Below are 19,049 nucleotides of genomic sequence, written 5' to 3'. Positions count from 1 at the left end.
AATCATGCTTATAATAAGACTTAAGTCAGGTATAATTGTATATAGAAATAATATTAAACTATGATAAAATATTATTAAGACTTATGGCAAGGAAAAATTGCCCAATTTAATAATTAGGAGAAAAGGATGAATATTGATAAAAGATTAGAAGAATTAAGATCTTTGATGAAAGATAGAAAAATTGATGCTTATATAGTTGCCAGTTCAGACCCTCACCAATCAGAGTATTTAGCTGATCATTACAAAACTAGAGAATTTATTTCAGGCTTTACTGGTTCTGCAGGAACAGCTGTGATTACTTTAAAAGAGGCAAGACTTTGGACTGATTCAAGATATTTTCTCCAAGCTCAAAAAGAATTAGCTACATCTGAGTTTGAACTAATGAAGATGGGTGTTGAAGGTTATCCAACTATTTTAGAATATTTGGATCAAAATATAGCAGAATTTGGGAAAATTGGTTTTGATGGAAAATGCTATTCAGTAACTGGTTATAAGGAATTATCTGAAAATATGGGGGCAAGGATCTTAGTTTCAGACCTTGATTATATTTCACAGATTTGGACAGATAGACCTGAATTGCCAAAAGATAAGGCTTGGATACACGATGAAAAATATTGTGGTTTAAGTCTTAAAGATAAACTTACAATCCTAAGAGAAAAAATGTCAGAAAATGATAGCGACTATACTTTTATTGGTGCACCAGAAGATATTTGCTACCTACTAAATATCCGAGGCAATGACGTAGATTTTAATCCAGTTATCCTTTCTTATATGCTTGTATCACAAGATAAGGCCTACCTATGTATAGATGAGGACAAGTTAGAAGGGAGTGTACGTGATTATCTAGAAGAAAATGACATTACAATTTATTCTTACGATTATATTTACACCTTATTAAAAAACATTCCAGGTAAAAACAGAATTTACCTAGATCCAGCAAGGACAAATGTTGCTGTATATGATTCTATAAATTCAAATGTCAAAATAAGTCAAGGGACAAACCTTACAACTTACATGAAATCTATCAAGACAGATACAGAGATAGAAAATATTAAAAAGGCCTATATCTTAGACGGTGTTAGCCTTGTGAAATTCTTTAACTGGCTTGAAGTTGGGGCAAAAACTGGATCTTTAAACGAGCTTGTGGCATCAAATAAACTTCATGACTTAAGAGCTGAGAATGAAAGCTTTATTGAAGATTCATTTGAAACTATAGCAGGTTATAAGGAAAATGCAGCTATAGTTCACTATGCACCATCCAAAACTGGTTCTAAAACTATAAGAGATGAGGGCTTAATCCTTGTTGATTCAGGTGGACATTATAAAGAAGGAACTACAGATATTACTAGGACTATAGCTTTAGGAAGCCTAAGAGAAAATGAAAAAATAGATTACACCCTAGTTTTAAAATCATTTTTATCTCTATTTTTAGCCAAATTTAAAAATAGGACTAAGGGTTCTAGATTAGATATGATTGCTAAATACCCACTTTGGAAGGCGGGTAAGGACTTTTTCCACGGCACAGGCCATGGAGTTGGTTTTGTTCTCACAGTACACGAAGGCCCACAGGCAATTTCGGAAAGAAATGAAGTTGAATTTGTAGAAAATATGACAACTTCAATAGAACCTGGACTTTATATCGAAAATAGCCATGGTATTAGGATAGAAAATGAAGCCTATGTTAAAAAGGCTTTTGATAATGAATTTGGTCATTTCTTGGAATTTGAAACTTTAACCTATGTACCACTTGATACTAGACCAATAAAATCAGAGATGCTAAGTACAGAAGAAATTGATTGGGTAAATGCCTATAACAGAAAATGCTACGAACTTCTAAGTCCATACCTTGAAGGTCATGATTTAGATTACTTGAAAGAGAGTTGTAAGGAAATTTGAGTCGTAAAGAACTTAAAGAAAAATTAAAAGAACTGCCAGAAAAACCTGGTGTATATATAATGAGAAATGACCAAGGCGAAATAATTTATGTCGGCAAGGCCATTTCTCTAAAAAATAGGGTTAGACAGTATTTTGACAACAACAAAAACAAGGGAGCCAAAGTACTTGCTATGGTTAGTCATATAGCTGATTTTGAATATATAATTGTTCAAAATGAAGTGGAAGCCTTGGTCCTTGAGTCTAACCTAATTAAAAAAAATAGACCAAAATACAATATTGTTTTAAGGGATGACAAACAATATCCCTATATAAAGATAAATAAAGAAAAATTTCCAAGAATCCAAAAAGTAAGACAAGTCCATAAGGATGGGGCAGATTATTTTGGGCCATATCCAGATGCCTATGCTGTAAATGACGCTATCGATCTATTTCATGATTATTATCCCTTTAGGACATGTAATTTGAATTTCGACAAGGGTCAAAGCCTCGATAGGCCCTGCCTAAATTATTTTATAAAAAAGTGTAATGGACCATGCATAGGGGCTGAGGATGAGACTAGATACCTAAAAAATATGGAAGACGTTAGGCTCTTTCTTGATAAGAAGGATAGGACTATTCCAGATAAGGTTCTTTGTAAAATGAATGCAGAAAGCGCCAAACTTAATTTTGAGATGGCCGCCAAGTATAGAGATTACTACAGGGCACTTTCTATAATTTCTGAAAGACAATACGTTACAGAAACAACGGGTGAAGATGTAGACATAATCGCCTTTAGCAAGGGTATGTCTATCATAGTTGTCCAAGTATTCTTTATGAGAAAAGGACATATAGTTGATAGGGAACACTTTATTATCAAAAATGACTTTGCTGAAAAAGAAGATGATATTATGTCCTCATTCATGAAGCAATTTTATTTAGACTTATTGTTTATTCCAAAGGAAGTTTTTGTTCAAAGCTTGCCTAGTGATGTCGAAACCATCGCAGAATACCTAAGTCAGAAAAAAGGATCTAAGGTTATTATCCATCAACCAAAGTTAGGAAAGAAACTTGAACTTGTTACCATGGCTAGCAGAAATGCTGCAGACATGCGAATTAAATACGAAAAAAGAATTGATAAAAAAGAAAGAAATAAATCTTCGGGACTTAACCAGTTAAAGGAAATATTGAATATAGAAAAGATAAACAGGATTGAGGCCTACGATATTTCAAATACTTCAGGAGTCCAATCTGTTGGCTCCATGGTGGTGTTTGAAAATGGAATTTCAAGTCCTAAGGAATATAGGAAATTTAAGATTAAAACTATAGAAGGACCAAATGATTATGCATCTCTCAAAGAAGTTCTAACCCGCAGGTTTACTAATGCAAAGAAAGAAATTGCAAAGGGAAGTACTCACACAGGTTTTGGTAAGCTTCCTGATTTGATTTTGATGGATGGTGGCAAGGGCCAAGTGACAGTAGCCAAGGAAGTTTTTAAGGAAATGGAAATTGATATAGAAGTTGCAGGCCTTGTTAAAGACGATAAGCACACGACTAGGGGAATAATTTATAACAACGAGGAAATTCCTATAAAAAGGAGAGATCCAGTCTATAAGTTAATATATGAAATCCAAGAGGAAGCTCACAGGTTTGCTATAAATTACCACAGGTCTCTAATGAGAAAGTCCATGAAAAAGTCAGAGCTTGATAATATCAAGGGAGTAGGCAAGAAAACCAAGGCCAATTTGTATAAGCATTTTAAAACAATAGCTAATATAAAAAAAGCGAGTGTTGAAGAACTTATGGAAGTACCATTAGTTGGCAAAGAAGGTGCGCTTGAAATCTATAAGTATTTTAGGCTGAAAGGATAGTTAATGACAGAATTTAATGATATAAAAGATAAGAGTGATGAAATAACAGAAGTAAATTCGGGAGCAAGTGAGAAGACTGTTCATCTTTCTAAAGTTGTGGAAAATCTGGGTCTTGAAATTATAAGCTCATCCACAGATTATGATGAGATTGTTCTTGAAAATGCAGATGTAAATAGGCCTGGTCTTCAGCTAACCGGTTACATGGAGAGATTTCCATATAAGAGGCTCCAGGTAATTGGGACTGTTGAATATAATTATCTAACAAGTCTTGATAGTAAGATGCAATATGAGAGATTTAGGGGAATCTTATCTTACGATATACCCGCTGTGATTTTTTCTTCTAATAGGGAAATAAATGAAGATATAGTTGACCTTGCTAGATACTATAATATCACTCTTTTGAGGTCACCTGCCAAGACAACCAAGTTAATTTCGGATATATCTGATCAGCTAGAATACCAACTAGCACCTACAACTAATGTTCATGGTGAACTCCTAGAAGTTTTTGGTATTGGTGTCTTAATAATGGGAAAATCATCTGTTGGTAAGTCTGAAACTGCTCTTGAACTTGTAGCAAGGGGCCACAGGTTAGTCGCGGATGATATGGTTGATATAACAGCTATTGATAAAAAAATCATTGGAGAAGCGCCAGAAAATATCAGGCATTTCATGGAACTAAGGGGTCTTGGAATTATAAATGTTCGTAGACTTTATGGTTCGGGTGCTATAAAAATGCAAGCCGAAGTAGATATGGTAATTGAGCTAGAACAATGGAAGGATGATTACGAGTACGATAGGCTTGGTATTGATGAGCACTATATCGAACTTTTGGGAATTAAGCTTCCCCACCTAGTTGTACCAGTAAGGGCAGGTAGAAATATTGCCCTAATAATCGAAGTCGCAGCCATGAACCAAAGAGAAAAGGCTTTTGGATATAATGCCGCAAGAGTGATGACAGATAGTATTTTTCACCCTGAAAGACTTGAGGAAGAAAAAGAATTATAGGAGCATAGCTCCTATTTTTTTGTGGATAAATATTTGTAAAGGATAACTTTTTCCTATATAATAAAATTGTGGGAGTATAAATTATCCCATAATACATATTTCTCTATTTAGAAATAACAAAAGGAAGGTAAGTTATGACAATAAAAAGAGCTAAGAAAACAATGGATGGAAATACAGCGGCAGCTCATATTTCATATGCATTTACAGAAGTAGCAACTATATTTCCAATTACTCCATCGTCACCAATGCCTGAGTGCGTTGATGTTTGGGCAGCCAATGGAAGAAAGAATATTTTTGGCAAAGAAGTTATAGTTAAAGAAATGGAATCAGAAGGTGGAGCAGCTGGAGCTATGCACGGTGCTTTAGGAGCCGGTGCCCTTACTACTACATATTCATCTAGCCAGGGACTATTATTAATGATTCCTAACCTTTATAAGATAGCAGGAGAACGTCTGCCTGGAGTATTCCACGTTGCAGCAAGAACTCTTGCAACTCACGCTTTATCAATTTATGGCGATCATTCTGACGTAATGGCTGTTAGACAAACAGGCGTGGCAATGATGGCAGCTAATTCTGTCCAAGAGGTAATGGACCTAGGTGCTGTTGCCCACTTATCAGCAATTAAGGCCAGGATTCCATTCTTACAATTCTTTGATGGATTTAGAACAAGCCATGAAATCCAAAAGATTGATGTTTGGGATTATAAAGATCTTTGTCCATTAGTTGACTATGAAGCAGTTAAAAAATTCAAAAATTCATCACTAAACCCAGAAAGACCAAAGACCATGGGCACAGCTCAGAAGAATATATTTTTCCAAGCTACTGAAGCTTCAAATACAATTTACCAGGAACTTCCTGGCATAGTGGAAGATTATATGAATAAAATTAATGAACTCATAGGTACAAACTACGGACTATTTAATTATTATGGAGATCCTGAAGCAGACAGGATTTTAATAGCTATGGGTTCTGGCTGCCAAGCTATTAGGGAAACTATTGACGAAATAAGAAAAAAAGGAGAAAAAGTAGGACTTGTTGAAGTTCACCTTTTTAGACCTTTCTCTAAAGAACACTTATTAAAAGTAATACCAAAAACAGTCAAAAGAATTGCGGTTCTTGATAGGACTAAAGAAAAAGGTGCTGACGGTGAACCGCTTTATAAAGACGTTGTTACTGCTTTTTATGACGAAGAAAACAAACCAGAAATCATTGGCGGTAGGTTTGGATTGGGATCTAAGGATACAATCCCAGCTGATATTGAAGCAGCCTTTGATAATCTTAAGGGGGAAATGAAAAAAGACTTCACCTTAGCTATCCATGATGATGTGACCTTTAAATCTCTCCAAAGAACAGACTTAAGAATCAGACATGAAGGCCAATCAAGATGCAAGTTCTGGGGCTTTGGTTCTGACGGAACGGTTGGTGCCAATAAGGAAGCTATTAAAATAATAGGCGACAATACCGACATGTATGTCCAAGCCTACTTTGATTACGATTCTAAAAAATCAGGTGGTCTAACAGTATCTCACTTAAGATTTGGCAAGGAACCTATTCTTTCAACCTATTTATTAGATGAAGCAGACTTCATTTCTTGTTCAAAGCAAGCTTATGTATTTAATTATGATCTTCTTTATGGATTAAAGGACGATGGAATATTCTTATTAAATACAGTTTGGTCAAAAGAAGAACTCGAAGACCATCTTCCAGGATCCATGAAGAGATACCTAGCTAAACACAAGATTAACTTCTACATCATTGATGCTAGTCACATCGCAGAAGAAATTGGACTTGGTTCTAGGACCAATATGATTATGCAGTCAGCCTTCTTTAACTTAACTAAGGTTATAGATACAGATGACGCAATGAGATATCTTAAAGACTCTATTGTAAAGGCTTATGGCCATAAGGGTGAAGATATAGTTGCCATGAACTACAAGGCTGTAGATATGGGCTCTAGCGCTTATGAAAAGATTGATATTCCGGAAGCTTGGTTTGATGCTAAAGACGAAGATAAAAAAGAATTAGACCTTCCAGATTTTATTAAAAATATTGTAAAACCAATGGAAGAACAAAAAGAAGATGATATTCCGGTTTCAGCTTTTAAAGATATTGATAATGGTGCATGGGAAACAGCTACAACCCAATATGAAAAGAGGGGCGTTGCTCTAAATGTACCAGAATGGCAAATTGATAAGTGTATCCAATGTAACCAATGTTCATTTGTATGTCCACATGCAGTAATAAGACCATTCTTAGTAACAGAAGAAGAAAAAGCTAAGGCACCAGCCGGCTTTGAAACAAAGAAGGCTATTGGTAAGGGCATGGATGGTTATGATTTCAGAATTCAAATCTCACCACTTGACTGTACAGGCTGTGGCAACTGTGCTGACGTATGTCCAGCTCCAAAGAAAGCTCTTCTAATGAAACCTTTCGAAGAAGAAGTAGAAAAAGAAAAAGACAACTGGACATATGCACACGAAGTTGTTGGGTACAAAGAAGATGTAATGGATGATTCTTCTGTCAAGGGCAGCCAATTTAAGAGACCACTACTTGAATTTTCTGGTGCATGTGCAGGCTGTGGTGAAACTCCATATGCAACTGTAATCACCCAATTATTCGGAGATAGGATGCTAATTGCAAATGCATCAGGATGTTCATCAATTTGGGGAGCAAGTGCACCTTCAGTTTCTTATGCGAAAAACTGTGAAGGCAAGGGTCCATCTTGGGCAAACTCACTATTTGAAGATAACGCTGAGTATGGCTATGGTATGAAACTTGCAACTGATTCTAATAAACACTTACTAGAAGTTTATATGAAAGATTTCCTAGACCTTAAACTTGATAGTCCGTTAAATAAGGCTTTTGAAAGTTGGATAGAAAACAAAGATGATGTCAAGGGTTCAAAAGAAGCAACAGCTGAAATATTAAGACTTAAGGAAGAAAAAGTTTCTAATGAAAAAGGCCAGGAACTTATAGAAAAAATTTACGATCTTAAAGATTACCTCATCAAAAAATCTGTTTGGATTTTTGGCGGAGACGGATGGTCTTATGATATTGGTTACGGAGGAGTAGACCATGTTCTAGCTAGTGGTGAAGACGTAAATATCCTAGTTTTTGATACAGAAGTTTATTCAAACACTGGTGGCCAATCTTCAAAGGCAACACCACTTGCTGCAGTTGCTCAATTTGCGGCTTCAGGTAAGAAAGTAAGGAAAAAAGACCTTGGTCTGATGTTATCAACCTACGGATACATTTATGTAGCCCAAGTAGCTATGGGAGCCAACCAAAACCAATGCTTGAAGGCTATGAGAGAGGCTGAAAGCTACGACGGTCCATCCATCATAATTGCCTACGCTCCTTGTATCAACCACGGAATAAGGATGGGTATGGGTAAATCTCAATACAGGGAAAAACAAGCTGTTGATGCTGGTTACTGGCACCTTTGGAGATATGACCCAAGGCTAGAAGATGAGGGTAAGAATCCATTCCAATTAGATTCTAAGGAGCCAACAGAATCCTTCCAAGAATTTATCCAAGGAGAAGTTAGGTATTCATCACTTAAGAGATCTTTCCCAGAAACCGCTGACCAACTTTATGAAGAAGCAGAAAAAGCAGCCAAGGCGAGATATAATACCTATAAGAGACTAGCAGGAAAATAATTTCAAATAAAGAAGCAGGCGGATGCTTGCTTCTTTTTATGACTATGTACAACTTTAAAGAAATAAAATATTATTCATAATAGTTTTGATAACAGGCATATTTATTCATATATTAATATTTTATTAAAGATTTCAAATATACAAATGGATAAAAATCATTGTTTGGAAAAGGGTGAATAATAGAGGTTAAAGTATCCTTGTGAATAAAGAATGCAAATATTTTTTTATGCCCTTGACAAAAAATATATAATTAATTATACTTATAGTAGTGTTAACGATAATTGCTTATAATTATATTAGGAGGTCTAGATGACAGTTACTAGAGCAATGAAGACAATGGATGGTAACACAGCAGCAGCACACGTATCATATGCGTTTACTGATGTAGCTACTATATATCCAATCACTCCTTCTTCACCAATGCCAGAAAGCGTTGACGTTTGGGCAGCAAACGGACGTAAAAACTTATTTGGTCAAGAAGTTAAAGTTAAAGAGATGCAATCAGAAGCAGGTGCAGCAGGAGCTATGCACGGTTCACTAGCAGCAGGAGCACTTACATCTACATACACAGCAAGTCAGGGTCTATTATTAATGATTCCTAACATGTATAAAATAGCTGGTGAAAGACTACCAGGAGTATTCCATGTATCTGCAAGAACAATAGCCACACATGCTTTATCAATCTACGGCGACCATTCAGACGTAATGGCAGCAAGACAAACAGGTTGTGCTATGCTTGTATCTAACTCAGTTCAAGAAGTAATGGACCTATCACCAGTAGCTCACTTATCAGCTATAGAAGGTAGATTACCATTCATCAACTTCTTTGACGGATTCAGAACAAGTCACGAAATTCAAAAAGTAGCAGTTTGGGATTACAAAGACCTAGCTCCACTACTTGACTACGAAGCAGTAGAAGAATTCAAAAACCACTCACTTAACCCAGAAAGACCAAAACACATGGGTACAGCTGAAAAGAATATCTTCTTCCAAAGAACAGAAGCAAGCAACCACGCTTATACAGATATAGTTGGTATAGTTGAAAACTATATGAACAAAATCAATGAACTTATTGATACAAACTACGGTTTATTCACTTACTATGGCGCTGATGATGCTGAAAATATCATCGTTGCTATGGGTTCTGTATGTCAAACAGCAAGAGAAACTATCGATGTTCTTCTAAAAGAAGGCAGAAAAGTTGGTATGGTAGAAGTTCACCTTTACAGACCATTCTCTAAAGAACACTTACTAAAAGCTATCCCAGCTTCAGTAAAGAAAATTGCTGTCCTTGACAGAACAAAAGAAAAAGGTGCTGTTGGAAGCCCACTTTACTTAGATGTTAAAGCTTGCTATTATGATGAAGAAGAAAGACCACTAATCATTGGCGGTATCTTCGGTCTATCATCAAAAGATACTATTCCAGCAGATATCAAAGCTGTTTATGATAATCTTGATAAAGATGAACCAAAACACGACTTCACATTATCAATTACAGACGATGTTACTAACAAATCACTTCCAAGAGATGACTTCAAAGTTAGAAATGAAGGCACTAGCAGATGTAAATTCTGGGGATTCGGTTCTGATGGTACTGTAGGTGCTAACAAACAAGCTATCAAGATCATCGGTGATAATACAGACATGTATGCTCAAGGTTACTTTGACTACGACTCTAAAAAATCAGGTGGTCTAACAGTATCTCACTTAAGATTTGGTAAAGAACCAATTCTTTCAACATACCTATTAGACGAAGCTGACTTTATTTCTTGTTCAAAACAAGCTTACGTTAACCAATATGACCTACTAGCAGGTATTAAAGAAGGTGGTACTTTCTTACTAAATACTGTTTGGTCAGTTGAAGATCTTGAAAACCATCTTCCAGCTAATATGAAGAGAGTTCTTGCTGAAAAGAACATTGACTTCTACATCCTAGATGCAAGCCATATAGCTCAAAATATCGGTCTTGGTGGAAGAACAAACATGATCATGCAATCTGCTTTCTTCAACCTAACAAAAGTTATTCCAGTAGAAGATGCTGTTAGATTCCTAAAAGAATCAATAGTTAAATCTTATGGTCACAAGGGTGAAGATATTGTAAACATGAACTACAACGCAGTAGACCAAGGTCTTGAAGCTCCAATCAAGGTAGAAGTACCAGCTGAGTGGAAAGACGCTGTTGATGAAGTTAAAGAAGAAAGAGAACTTCCAGAATTCATCAAAAATATCGTTAAACCAATGCTTGAACAAAAAGAAGATGACATTCCAGTTTCTGCTTTCACAGGTATTGAAAACGGTGAATTCGAATCAGGTACAACTGCTTACGAAAAGAGAGGTATAGCTCTTAACGTTCCAGAATGGCAAATAGACAACTGTATCCAATGTAACCAATGTTCATACGTTTGTCCACACGCTGTAATTAGACCGTTCTTAGTAACAGAAGACGAAAAAGCTAATGCTCCTGAGGGTTTTGAAACTAAAAAAGCTATCGGTAAGGGCATGGACGGATATGACTTCAGAATCCAAGTTTCTCCACTAGACTGTACAGGTTGTGGTAACTGCGCTGACGTATGTCCAGCTCCAAAGAAAGCTCTTCTAATGAAACCTTTCGAAGAAGAAGTAGAAAAAGAAAAAGACAACTGGACATATGCTCACGAAGTTGTTGGCTACAAAGAAGATGTTATGGATGACATGACACTTAAGGGAAGCCAATTCAAACAACCATTATTCGAATTCTCAGGTGCATGTGCTGGTTGTGGTGAAACTCCATACGCTAAATTAATCACTCAATTATTTGGTGATAGAATGTATATAGCAAACGCAACAGGATGTTCTTCAATCTGGGGAGCTTCTGCACCAGCTATGTCATATACAAAGAACCTTGCAACAGGTAAGGGTCCAGCTTGGGGTAACTCATTATTTGAAGATGCTGCTGAATACGGATATGGTATGAAACTTGCAGCTGAAGCAAATACTCACTTATTAGAAGATAACATGGCTAAGTTCCTAGAACTAGGTCTTGACTCTCAATACAACGAACCATTTAAAGCATGGTTAGAAGGAAAAGATGATGTAAAAGCTTCTAAAGAAGCTACAGCAGCTATCCTAAATGTAAAAGAAGAAGTAGGAGGCGAAGAAGCTAAGAAATATCTAAACAACATCCTTAAACTAAAAGACTACATGATTAAAAAATCTGTTTGGATCTTTGGTGGTGACGGATGGAGCTACGATATCGGATTTGGCGGTGTTGACCATGTACTAGCAAGTGGTGAAAACATCAATATCTTCGTATTCGATACAGAAGTTTACTCTAACACAGGTGGCCAATCTTCTAAAGCTACACCATTATCAGCAGTAGCACAATTCGCTGCATCTGGTAAAAAGGTTAGAAAGAAAGACCTTGGTCTAATGATGACTTCTTATGGTTATATCTACGTTGCACAAGTGGCTATGGGTGCTAACCAAAACCAAACTCTAAAAGCTATTAAGGAAGCTGAAAGCTATGATGGTCCATCTATCATAATCGCTTACGCTCCATGTATTAACCACGGTATCAGAATTGGTATGGGTAAATCACAATTTAGAGAAAAACAAGCTGTAGAAGCTGGTTACTGGCACTTATGGAGATTTGACCCAAGACTTGCTGACGAGGGCAAAAATCCATTCCAACTTGACTCTAGAGAACCTTCTGGATCATTCCAAGAATTTATCCAAGGTGAGGTAAGGTACTCATCACTTAAGAGATCATTCCCAGAAACAGCTGACGAGCTTTACCAAGAAGCTGAAAAAGCTGCTAAGGAAAGATATGAAGCTTACAAAAAACTAGCTAACAAATAAATATTATAAGCAAGAAAGAATCGCCCATTAGAGGCGATTTTTTCTATGTGAAAAAATACATAATTTACCTAACTAATTCTTATATAATTATTTTAAGAACCATATAAGTGTCAATAATTTATCAGCTTGGCAATTTTATGGTATAATAAAATAAAATGAATATATACTGTTAATACACATTGGAGGTATTATGACGATCAGATATGTAAATAATTTAGGAAAAGTAACAATCGATGATTCCGTTATAGCAAATATTGCTGTGGCAAGTGTTATGCAATCTTATGGAGTTGTAGGCCTTGCATCTAGATCAGCTAAGGATGGATTATATAAGCTTCTTGGAGTTAATAACATGCAAAGAGGCGTTGAGGTTATAAGAAGAGATAATGGTACAGTTGCTATTTACATTTCACTATTCTTAGAATATGGAATAAGAATACCTGTGGTATGTCAAAATATAATCGAAAATGTTAAATATAATATTGAAAAATCTTTGAATGTTAATGTTGCTGAAGTAAATATCTATGTTCAAGGAATCAATAGATAGGAGAAGTATGAAAGTTATTGATGCAGTTAAGCTCCAACAAATGGTCATTGGAGCCTATAAATATTTAGAAGAGAATAAGTCTCTTGTAGACGAATTAAATGTATTCCCAGTTCCTGATGGGGATACTGGTACAAATATGAATATGACCATGAAATCTGGTGTTGATAAGGTAAATCAAACCAGCGGATTAAGTGTTGAAGAAATAGCTAAAGCTTTAAGCCAAGGTACTCTTATGGGTGCTAGAGGAAACTCGGGAGTTATTTTATCTCAATTAGTGAGAGGAATGTCAAAATCTCTTAAGGGTAAGGATGAAATTGGCGCTATAGAAGTAAGAGAAATATTTAAAAATGCAGCTAAAACTGCTTATAGAGCTGTTATGCAACCAACAGAAGGTACTATTCTAACTGTTGCAAGAAAAATGGCTGAAAAGGCTGAAGAAGCTTTTGATGAATCTAAGGACCTAGATGATTATCTTGTTGAAATTATCACTGAAGGTCAGATAGCTCTTGATAATACACCAAAGCAACTTCCTGTCCTTAAGGAAGCGGGAGTAGTTGACTCAGGCGGACAAGGTTTGATTTTCCTTCTAAGAGGAGCTCTTAATGCTCTTAATGGAGATATTGATAGGGATATTGACCTTTCATCTTCAGCAAGCGAAGAAGAAGGATCTTATATAATTAAATTTGAACTTGTAATCAAAGAAGATGAATTTAAAAATATAAGTAATGCTATTGACTCTATATCAACTAATTTCGATTATGAGTATAAGGATGGTCATCTAAAGGCTGAGGCCCGTTCTGAATATCCTCAACAAATAATATCAAAGATTTTAGTTGATGGACTTCTAATTAAGCTTGAAGTTGAAAATACAAATCCGGATGTAGAAGTTAATGAGTCAAAAGAAGAAAATTTAAAAAAATATGGATTTATAGCTGTTTCAAGGGGCGAGGGTTTTGATGAAATATTAAAATCTATGAACATAGATAAGATTATTTCTGGTGGTCAAACTATGAACCCATCTACAGAAGACATCTATAAAAATATCGAAGAAATTGCTGCAGAAAATATAATTATTTTCCCAAATAATAAAAATATTATCATGTCATCAAAACAAGCTTGTGAATTGACTGAAAAAAATGCTCAGGTTTTGGAAACAAGATCAATACCTGAAACTTTCACAGCTATGCTTGAATTTGATGAAGATAGTGATATAGAAGAAAACATTGAAAATATGACAGATGCAATTGCTGATATGCATACAGTCGAAGTTTCTATATCTATTAGAAACACAAGCGTAAACAATATTGAAATAAAAAAAGATGACTATATAGGAATCCTAGATGGTAATATTGTAGCTACTAAATCTAATATTGAGGAAACTACTAGAGAAGCAATCAAGGTTGCCATTGATAAAGACGATGACATTTCTTTGATAACCCTATATTATGGTGAGGAAGCTGATAAGAGAAAGGCTAAAGACCTTGTTAAAAAGCTTTCCAAAGATTATAAGGATATAGATGTCGAATTAGTCTATGGCGGTCAGCCAGTTTATTACTACCAAGCTACCCTTGAGTAGAGATGTAACAAGCTTAAAGGGAATTGGGCCTAAAAAGGCTCAAGCCCTTGCTAGACTTGATATTTATACAATAAGTGACCTATACTCCTTTTATCCGAGAGAATATGAAGATAGAAGGCTTAAGTCAAGTGTTTTAAAGGCTACTCCAACAAGGTCTTACTATTTTGAATGGAAGGCAATATCTAAACCCTATGTCAAAAGACTTAAGAATATGACAATTTCTTATATGTATTTCGCAGAAGGTGATTTTAAGAAAATTAGGGTTGTTTGGTTTAATGATAGGTTTTCAATTAGAAAAATAAAATTAAATACTACTTATAAATTTTATACAAAAGTCACTTACAAAGACGGTTTTTACGAATCTGTAAATCCATTGTTTGAGGACTTGGATGGTGAAGAAATAGGTGGAATCTATTCTATCTATCCTTTAACGTCTGGCTTAAGTCAGAAAAATCTAAATTCTTTTATAAAAGAAGCTCTCAAAAATTTTGATCCTAGGGAAGAAATTTTATCTAAAGAAATAAAAGAAAAATTCAACCTTTTGGATAGGGAAGAAGCTTTAAATGAAGTCCATTTCCCTAAAGATATTGATGCCTTATTTAAGGCGAAATCTGATATAAAAATAGGAGATTTGTTAAAGGAATTAATTTTCTTAGACTATGCAGGAAAGCTACAAAGAACAAAGCAAGAGATAAGTTTAACTTATAATTTGGATGAAATTTTATCAAAACTTGATTTTTCTTTAACTAGGTCCCAATTAAGTTCTCTAAAAGAAATATTAGAAGATTCAGGTAAAGAAATTTCAATGAATAGGCTCTTAATCGGTGACGTAGGTTCAGGAAAGACTATTGTTGCTATGCTTGCAATGCTTGTATTTGCAAAAAATTCCTACCAATCAGCGATGATGGTGCCAACAGAAGTCCTTGCTATCCAGCAATTTGAAAAGTATAAGAATTTTATGGATTGTCTTGGTGTAAAACTTGCACTTTTAACTGGTTCCACAAGGCAAAAAGATGAGATAAAAGCAGGCCTTAAAGATGGCTCTATAGATATGGTTGTGGGAACCCATGCCCTAATTGAAGAAGACGTTAAATTTAAGGATCTAAGACTAGTTGTAAATGATGAGCAACATAGGTTTGGAGTTAGACAAAGACAGGAACTTGCGAGAAAAGGCATTAATACAAATTATCTCACAATGACCGCCACACCAATTCCAAGGACTTTAAGTCTTAGGATAAATAAGATACTTGATTTAAGCATAATAAATGAACTTCCAAAGGGAAGGGCAGAAGTTTTTACTAGTATTATAAATGAGGACCATCAAGAAATTGTCTTTGAAAACATAAAAGATAGCCTCAAAAAAGGTAGGCAAGTTTACGCCGTAACAACAAATATTGACGCAGAAGATACAAATTCTGTAGAAAACCTTTATAATAAATATAAGAAAATTTTCAAACCCTATAGGGTAGAAAAACTTCATGGCAAATTAAAGTCTAGCATAAAAGAAGATATTTTAACTAAGTTTAATAATCATGAAATAGATATTATTGTTTCCACAACTGTAATAGAAGTCGGAATCGATGTTGCAAATGCAAACACCATGGTTATTTATAATTCAAATAATTTTGGCTTATCCCAGCTCCACCAACTTAGGGGTAGGGTTGGAAGGGGAGAATATGAGTCTTATTGTTATTTAATAAGTAAGGATACAAATCCCAATAGTAAGCTAAAAATTTTAGTTGATTCTAATGACGGTTTTGTAATCTCTCAAAAAGATTATGAGTTAAGAGGAGGGGGAAAGATTTTATCCCTCATTCAGCATGGTAAAAATCTTTCTGAGATAGAATACTTAAAAATGAGCGAAGAAGATACTGAAAAAACCTTTGAAATTTTTGATTATTTAAGAGAAAATTCTTTTGAAGGTGTAAATCTTGATTATATAAAAGATTATTTTGATGAAGATAAGGATATTATTTTAAACTGATGAAAGTAGTAGCAGGAAAATACAAGGGATACAATCTATTAAGCCCTAAATCAAAAACATCAAGACCTACTGATAATAAGGTAAAGGAAGCGATTTTTGATATGCTTTATCCTTTTAAGCCTGATTTCAAGGCCTTAGACCTATTTGCAGGTACAGGCCAAATGGGTATAGAATTTTTATCTAGAGGAGCGAAGGAAGTTTACTTTAACGAAAAAAATTATTCTAATTTTTCTATCCTTAAACAAAATTTAGACAAGATAAATTCTCCGGATGTTTTTACATATAAAAATGATTTTGTTAGGTGTTTAAAAGATTTCGGACAGGAAAATCTTAAATTTGATTATATTTTTCTTGATCCTCCTTATGAAACTGATTTCATCGACAAAGCCTTGTTTTATATTTTAGAATATGACTTATTAGATGAAGAAGGTATAGTTATTACTGAATCTAGTAAGGATATGGATTTTTCTGAAAAATATGGCTTAAATGTTTTAAAAGATAAATCCTATGGAAGGAAATTTATTAAATTTTATACAAAATGAAAGTAATTTACCCAGGTAGCTTCGATCCCCTCACTGAGGGCCATATGGACATTATCAAAAGATTAAGTAATATGTTTGATGAAGTGATTGTCGCTATATTAAATAATGAAAACAAGAACTCTCTATTTACTGTCGAAGAAAGAGAAGACATTATAGAAGAGGCTATTAGAGAAAAAAAGTTAACTAACATTTCAATTCACTCTTTTGATGGTCTTTTAGTAAACTTTGCTAAAGATATGGATGTAAAGCTTGTAGCTAGAGGGCTTAGAGGGGTGACAGACTATGAGTATGAAAAAAATATTGCAAGGGTTAATTCGACTTTATATGAAGGACTTGAAACAATCTTTCTTTTAAGTAATCCTTCATATTCATTCGTAAGCTCTAGTGGTGTTAGAGAAATTGCAGCTTTTAAAGGCGATGTATCAGCCTTTGTAAGTCCAAGCGTTGAAAAGAAAATTAAAGAGAAATTTAATTATTAGGAGGAAAAATGGCAAACAAAATTACTGATCTTATTCTTGAGATGGAAGATATAATGGATGGGGCAAGCTCTGTACCTTTTTCAAAAAAAATAGCAGTAGATCCAGATGAGATTTATGAAATTTTAAACGAGATGAAAGATTCTCTTCCAGAAGAAATCAAACAAGCTCAATGGGTTACTGACGAAAAAGATAGGATTTTATCTGAAGCGTCTGCAGAAGCTGATAACAGACGAAGCCAAGCAGAAGGTGAAATCAAAAACTTTAAGGAACAAGCTAAGAGCCAATACCAAAAAATGGTGAGTGAACATGAACTAACCATACAAGCAAGAAATGAAGCTGACAGAATCCTACAAGAAGCTGCAGCTGAAGCTAAGAAAATAAGACAACAATCTTATGAATATGTTGATAGATTATTCACAGGTTCTGCGGCAAACTTTAGCAAACTTGCTCAACAACTAGAACAAAATAAAAATAAAATTCTAGAAAACAAATAAAAATTAGACCTATCGTTAGATAGGTCTATTATTGTGCCTAAAATCATAGTCAATTTCTCTGCCTATTACTAGGCTATAGAGGTTTGACGCTTCAATTATTTTTTTGTAAACTAATAAATCTGAGTTATTTAATTTTTTTAAGTCGCTTTTATTTATAACGATATCTATGTTTTTATTTAAATTTTTAAAATTTTCTGCGGCCTTTTTGTTATAGGCAAGAATGTTAATAAATGATAGGTCGTAATCATTTAAATCAAGAGTATAAGCTAGTATATAATTTATAACAAGCCTTTTAATTCTAGATTTTGTATATCTTAGAGATGTTGCTTTGTCTAGGAAATTATCATATGAATTGCTGATTCTAGCTATCTTAGATAAGTAATTATCAATTCCTTCTTCATAGCCTAAAATATTACTCATAGGAGATTTTTCTATGAGAATTTTATATTTAAAAATCTTGTAAATATAATCATAATCGAAAGATTTATATTCGGTGCTAAAATCAATAAGCTCTTTATAAGATGAATCGGGCATTAAGTTTTTAACATCCTTGTTCAAATTATTTCGAATTGCTGTTGAGGATGCGAAATTTTTATCATTTATCTTTTTGTCTTCGTTTTTTGTTTTAATCCTCATTATAGGATAAGCTTTGATTTTTGAATTTGTTCTATGAAGGGCTCTCATATATTCAAGGGCCAATATATTATTAGCAGATAAATAATCTTTGCAAACAAAACCTAGGAGGGCTTCGCTGTGGGCTTTTGGATAGGAAAGCCCACTAGCAAGGAGTTTTTGTATTAAAGAGTCAACTTTACTTTCATTTTCTATAATAATTTGACTTGCTTTCAAAAACTCATCTGGATTTATGTTCTCAATACCAAAGACTATATAATCAATATCCATTTTATTTAAAATATGTACAGATTTTTCAGCAAAAAATTCTGCGGATTGAAGAGTTACAAAGCCAGGCATTTCAATTACGAGGTCAAAGCCACAATTAATAGCAACCCTTGCTCTTGAAAATTTATCCATAATTGCAGCCTCACCTCTTTGAACAAAGTCGCCGCTCATTATAGAGATAGCTAGGTCAGGCTTTAATTCTTTTTTTGCTTTATCTAATAAATATTTATGCCCATTGTGAAAGGGGTTAAATTCAGAAATTATTCCTAAAGTATTCATATAAACT

Annotated in this window: 12 protein-coding genes; 11 read left to right on the top strand and 1 reads right to left on the bottom strand. The window is 34.4% G+C overall.

The genetic code is table 11. From position 1 onward, the window contains the following. Positions 1 to 126 precede the first annotated feature (126 nt). The 11 genes from J2Z38_RS02865 to J2Z38_RS02815 all read left to right on the top strand — a co-directional run bounded on the left by J2Z38_RS02865 (position 127) and on the right by J2Z38_RS02815 (position 17,863). Positions 127 to 1,896 (top strand): aminopeptidase P family protein, encoded by a 1,770-nt coding sequence (locus J2Z38_RS02865; protein WP_209772193.1) that lies wholly within the window; start codon positions 127 to 129, stop codon positions 1,894 to 1,896. Beyond that, positions 1,893 to 3,743 (top strand): excinuclease ABC subunit UvrC, encoded by a 1,851-nt coding sequence (uvrC, locus tag J2Z38_RS02860; protein WP_209772191.1) that lies wholly within the window; start codon positions 1,893 to 1,895, stop codon positions 3,741 to 3,743. The genes J2Z38_RS02865 and uvrC overlap by 4 nt, the downstream gene beginning before the upstream one ends. Before the next feature lie 3 nt (positions 3,744 to 3,746). Next, positions 3,747 to 4,748 (top strand): HPr(Ser) kinase/phosphatase, encoded by a 1,002-nt coding sequence (gene hprK, locus J2Z38_RS02855; protein WP_209772188.1) that lies wholly within the window; start codon positions 3,747 to 3,749, stop codon positions 4,746 to 4,748. Positions 4,749 to 4,882: 134 nt separating this feature from the next. Next, positions 4,883 to 8,407: a pyruvate:ferredoxin (flavodoxin) oxidoreductase gene (gene nifJ, locus J2Z38_RS02850; RefSeq protein ID WP_209772185.1), complete on the top strand. Its 3,525-nt coding sequence runs from the start codon at positions 4,883 to 4,885 to the stop codon at positions 8,405 to 8,407. Positions 8,408 to 8,716: 309 nt separating this feature from the next. After that, on the top strand, positions 8,717 to 12,244 hold the full coding sequence (nifJ, locus tag J2Z38_RS02845; protein ID WP_209772182.1) for a pyruvate:ferredoxin (flavodoxin) oxidoreductase: 3,528 nt from the start codon (positions 8,717 to 8,719) through the stop codon (positions 12,242 to 12,244). A gap of 190 nt (positions 12,245 to 12,434) precedes the next feature. After that, complete coding sequence (locus tag J2Z38_RS02840; RefSeq protein ID WP_209772180.1) at positions 12,435 to 12,788, top strand: Asp23/Gls24 family envelope stress response protein; 354 nt, start codon at positions 12,435 to 12,437, stop codon at positions 12,786 to 12,788. Between the two features lie 7 nt (positions 12,789 to 12,795). Continuing rightward, positions 12,796 to 14,364 (top strand): DAK2 domain-containing protein, encoded by a 1,569-nt coding sequence (locus J2Z38_RS02835; RefSeq protein ID WP_209772177.1) that lies wholly within the window; start codon positions 12,796 to 12,798, stop codon positions 14,362 to 14,364. Then, positions 14,321 to 16,348, top strand: coding sequence for an ATP-dependent DNA helicase RecG (locus J2Z38_RS02830; protein WP_209772174.1), 2,028 nt, complete (start codon positions 14,321 to 14,323; stop codon positions 16,346 to 16,348). The genes J2Z38_RS02835 and J2Z38_RS02830 overlap by 44 nt, the downstream gene beginning before the upstream one ends. Then, a complete protein-coding gene (gene rsmD, locus J2Z38_RS02825) occupies positions 16,348 to 16,890 on the top strand; it encodes a 16S rRNA (guanine(966)-N(2))-methyltransferase RsmD (protein WP_209772171.1) in 543 nt (180 codons plus the stop codon). The genes J2Z38_RS02830 and rsmD overlap by 1 nt, the downstream gene beginning before the upstream one ends. Next, on the top strand, positions 16,887 to 17,369 hold the full coding sequence (coaD, locus tag J2Z38_RS02820) for a pantetheine-phosphate adenylyltransferase (RefSeq protein WP_209772168.1): 483 nt from the start codon (positions 16,887 to 16,889) through the stop codon (positions 17,367 to 17,369). The genes rsmD and coaD overlap by 4 nt, the downstream gene beginning before the upstream one ends. 8 nt (positions 17,370 to 17,377) lie before the next feature. Next, complete coding sequence (locus tag J2Z38_RS02815) at positions 17,378 to 17,863, top strand: ATPase (protein WP_209772164.1); 486 nt, start codon at positions 17,378 to 17,380, stop codon at positions 17,861 to 17,863. Between the two features lie 15 nt (positions 17,864 to 17,878). On the opposite strand, the gene J2Z38_RS02810 is transcribed toward J2Z38_RS02815, so the two are convergent. Continuing rightward, a complete protein-coding gene (locus J2Z38_RS02810; RefSeq protein ID WP_209772160.1) occupies positions 17,879 to 19,042 on the bottom strand; it encodes a tRNA(Met) cytidine acetate ligase in 1,164 nt (387 codons plus the stop codon). Between the last annotated feature and the right edge of the window lie 7 nt (positions 19,043 to 19,049).

It is taken from the genome of Anaerococcus degeneri (assembly GCF_017874475.1).
GTDB lineage: Bacteria > Bacillota > Clostridia > Tissierellales > Peptoniphilaceae > Anaerococcus > Anaerococcus degeneri.
This window is presented reverse-complemented; position numbering and strand designations above follow the sequence as displayed.

Excerpts from the sequence above, each read along its gene's own strand:
- hprK (WP_209772188.1), top strand. The coding sequence starts at position 3,747 with ATGACAGAATTTAATGATATAAAAGATAAGAGTGATGAAATAACAGAA.
- nifJ (WP_209772182.1), top strand. The coding sequence starts at position 8,717 with ATGACAGTTACTAGAGCAATGAAGACAATGGATGGTAACACAGCAGCA.
- J2Z38_RS02815 (WP_209772164.1), top strand. The coding sequence starts at position 17,378 with ATGGCAAACAAAATTACTGATCTTATTCTTGAGATGGAAGATATAATG.
- J2Z38_RS02840 (WP_209772180.1), top strand. The coding sequence starts at position 12,435 with ATGACGATCAGATATGTAAATAATTTAGGAAAAGTAACAATCGATGAT.
- J2Z38_RS02830 (WP_209772174.1), top strand. The coding sequence starts at position 14,321 with ATGGCGGTCAGCCAGTTTATTACTACCAAGCTACCCTTGAGTAGAGAT.
- J2Z38_RS02865 (WP_209772193.1), top strand. The coding sequence starts at position 127 with ATGAATATTGATAAAAGATTAGAAGAATTAAGATCTTTGATGAAAGAT.
- J2Z38_RS02835 (WP_209772177.1), top strand. The coding sequence starts at position 12,796 with ATGAAAGTTATTGATGCAGTTAAGCTCCAACAAATGGTCATTGGAGCC.
- J2Z38_RS02810 (WP_209772160.1), bottom strand. The coding sequence starts at position 19,042 with ATGAATACTTTAGGAATAATTTCTGAATTTAACCCCTTTCACAATGGG.
- rsmD (WP_209772171.1), top strand. The coding sequence starts at position 16,348 with ATGAAAGTAGTAGCAGGAAAATACAAGGGATACAATCTATTAAGCCCT.
- nifJ (WP_209772185.1), top strand. The coding sequence starts at position 4,883 with ATGACAATAAAAAGAGCTAAGAAAACAATGGATGGAAATACAGCGGCA.
- coaD (WP_209772168.1), top strand. The coding sequence starts at position 16,887 with ATGAAAGTAATTTACCCAGGTAGCTTCGATCCCCTCACTGAGGGCCAT.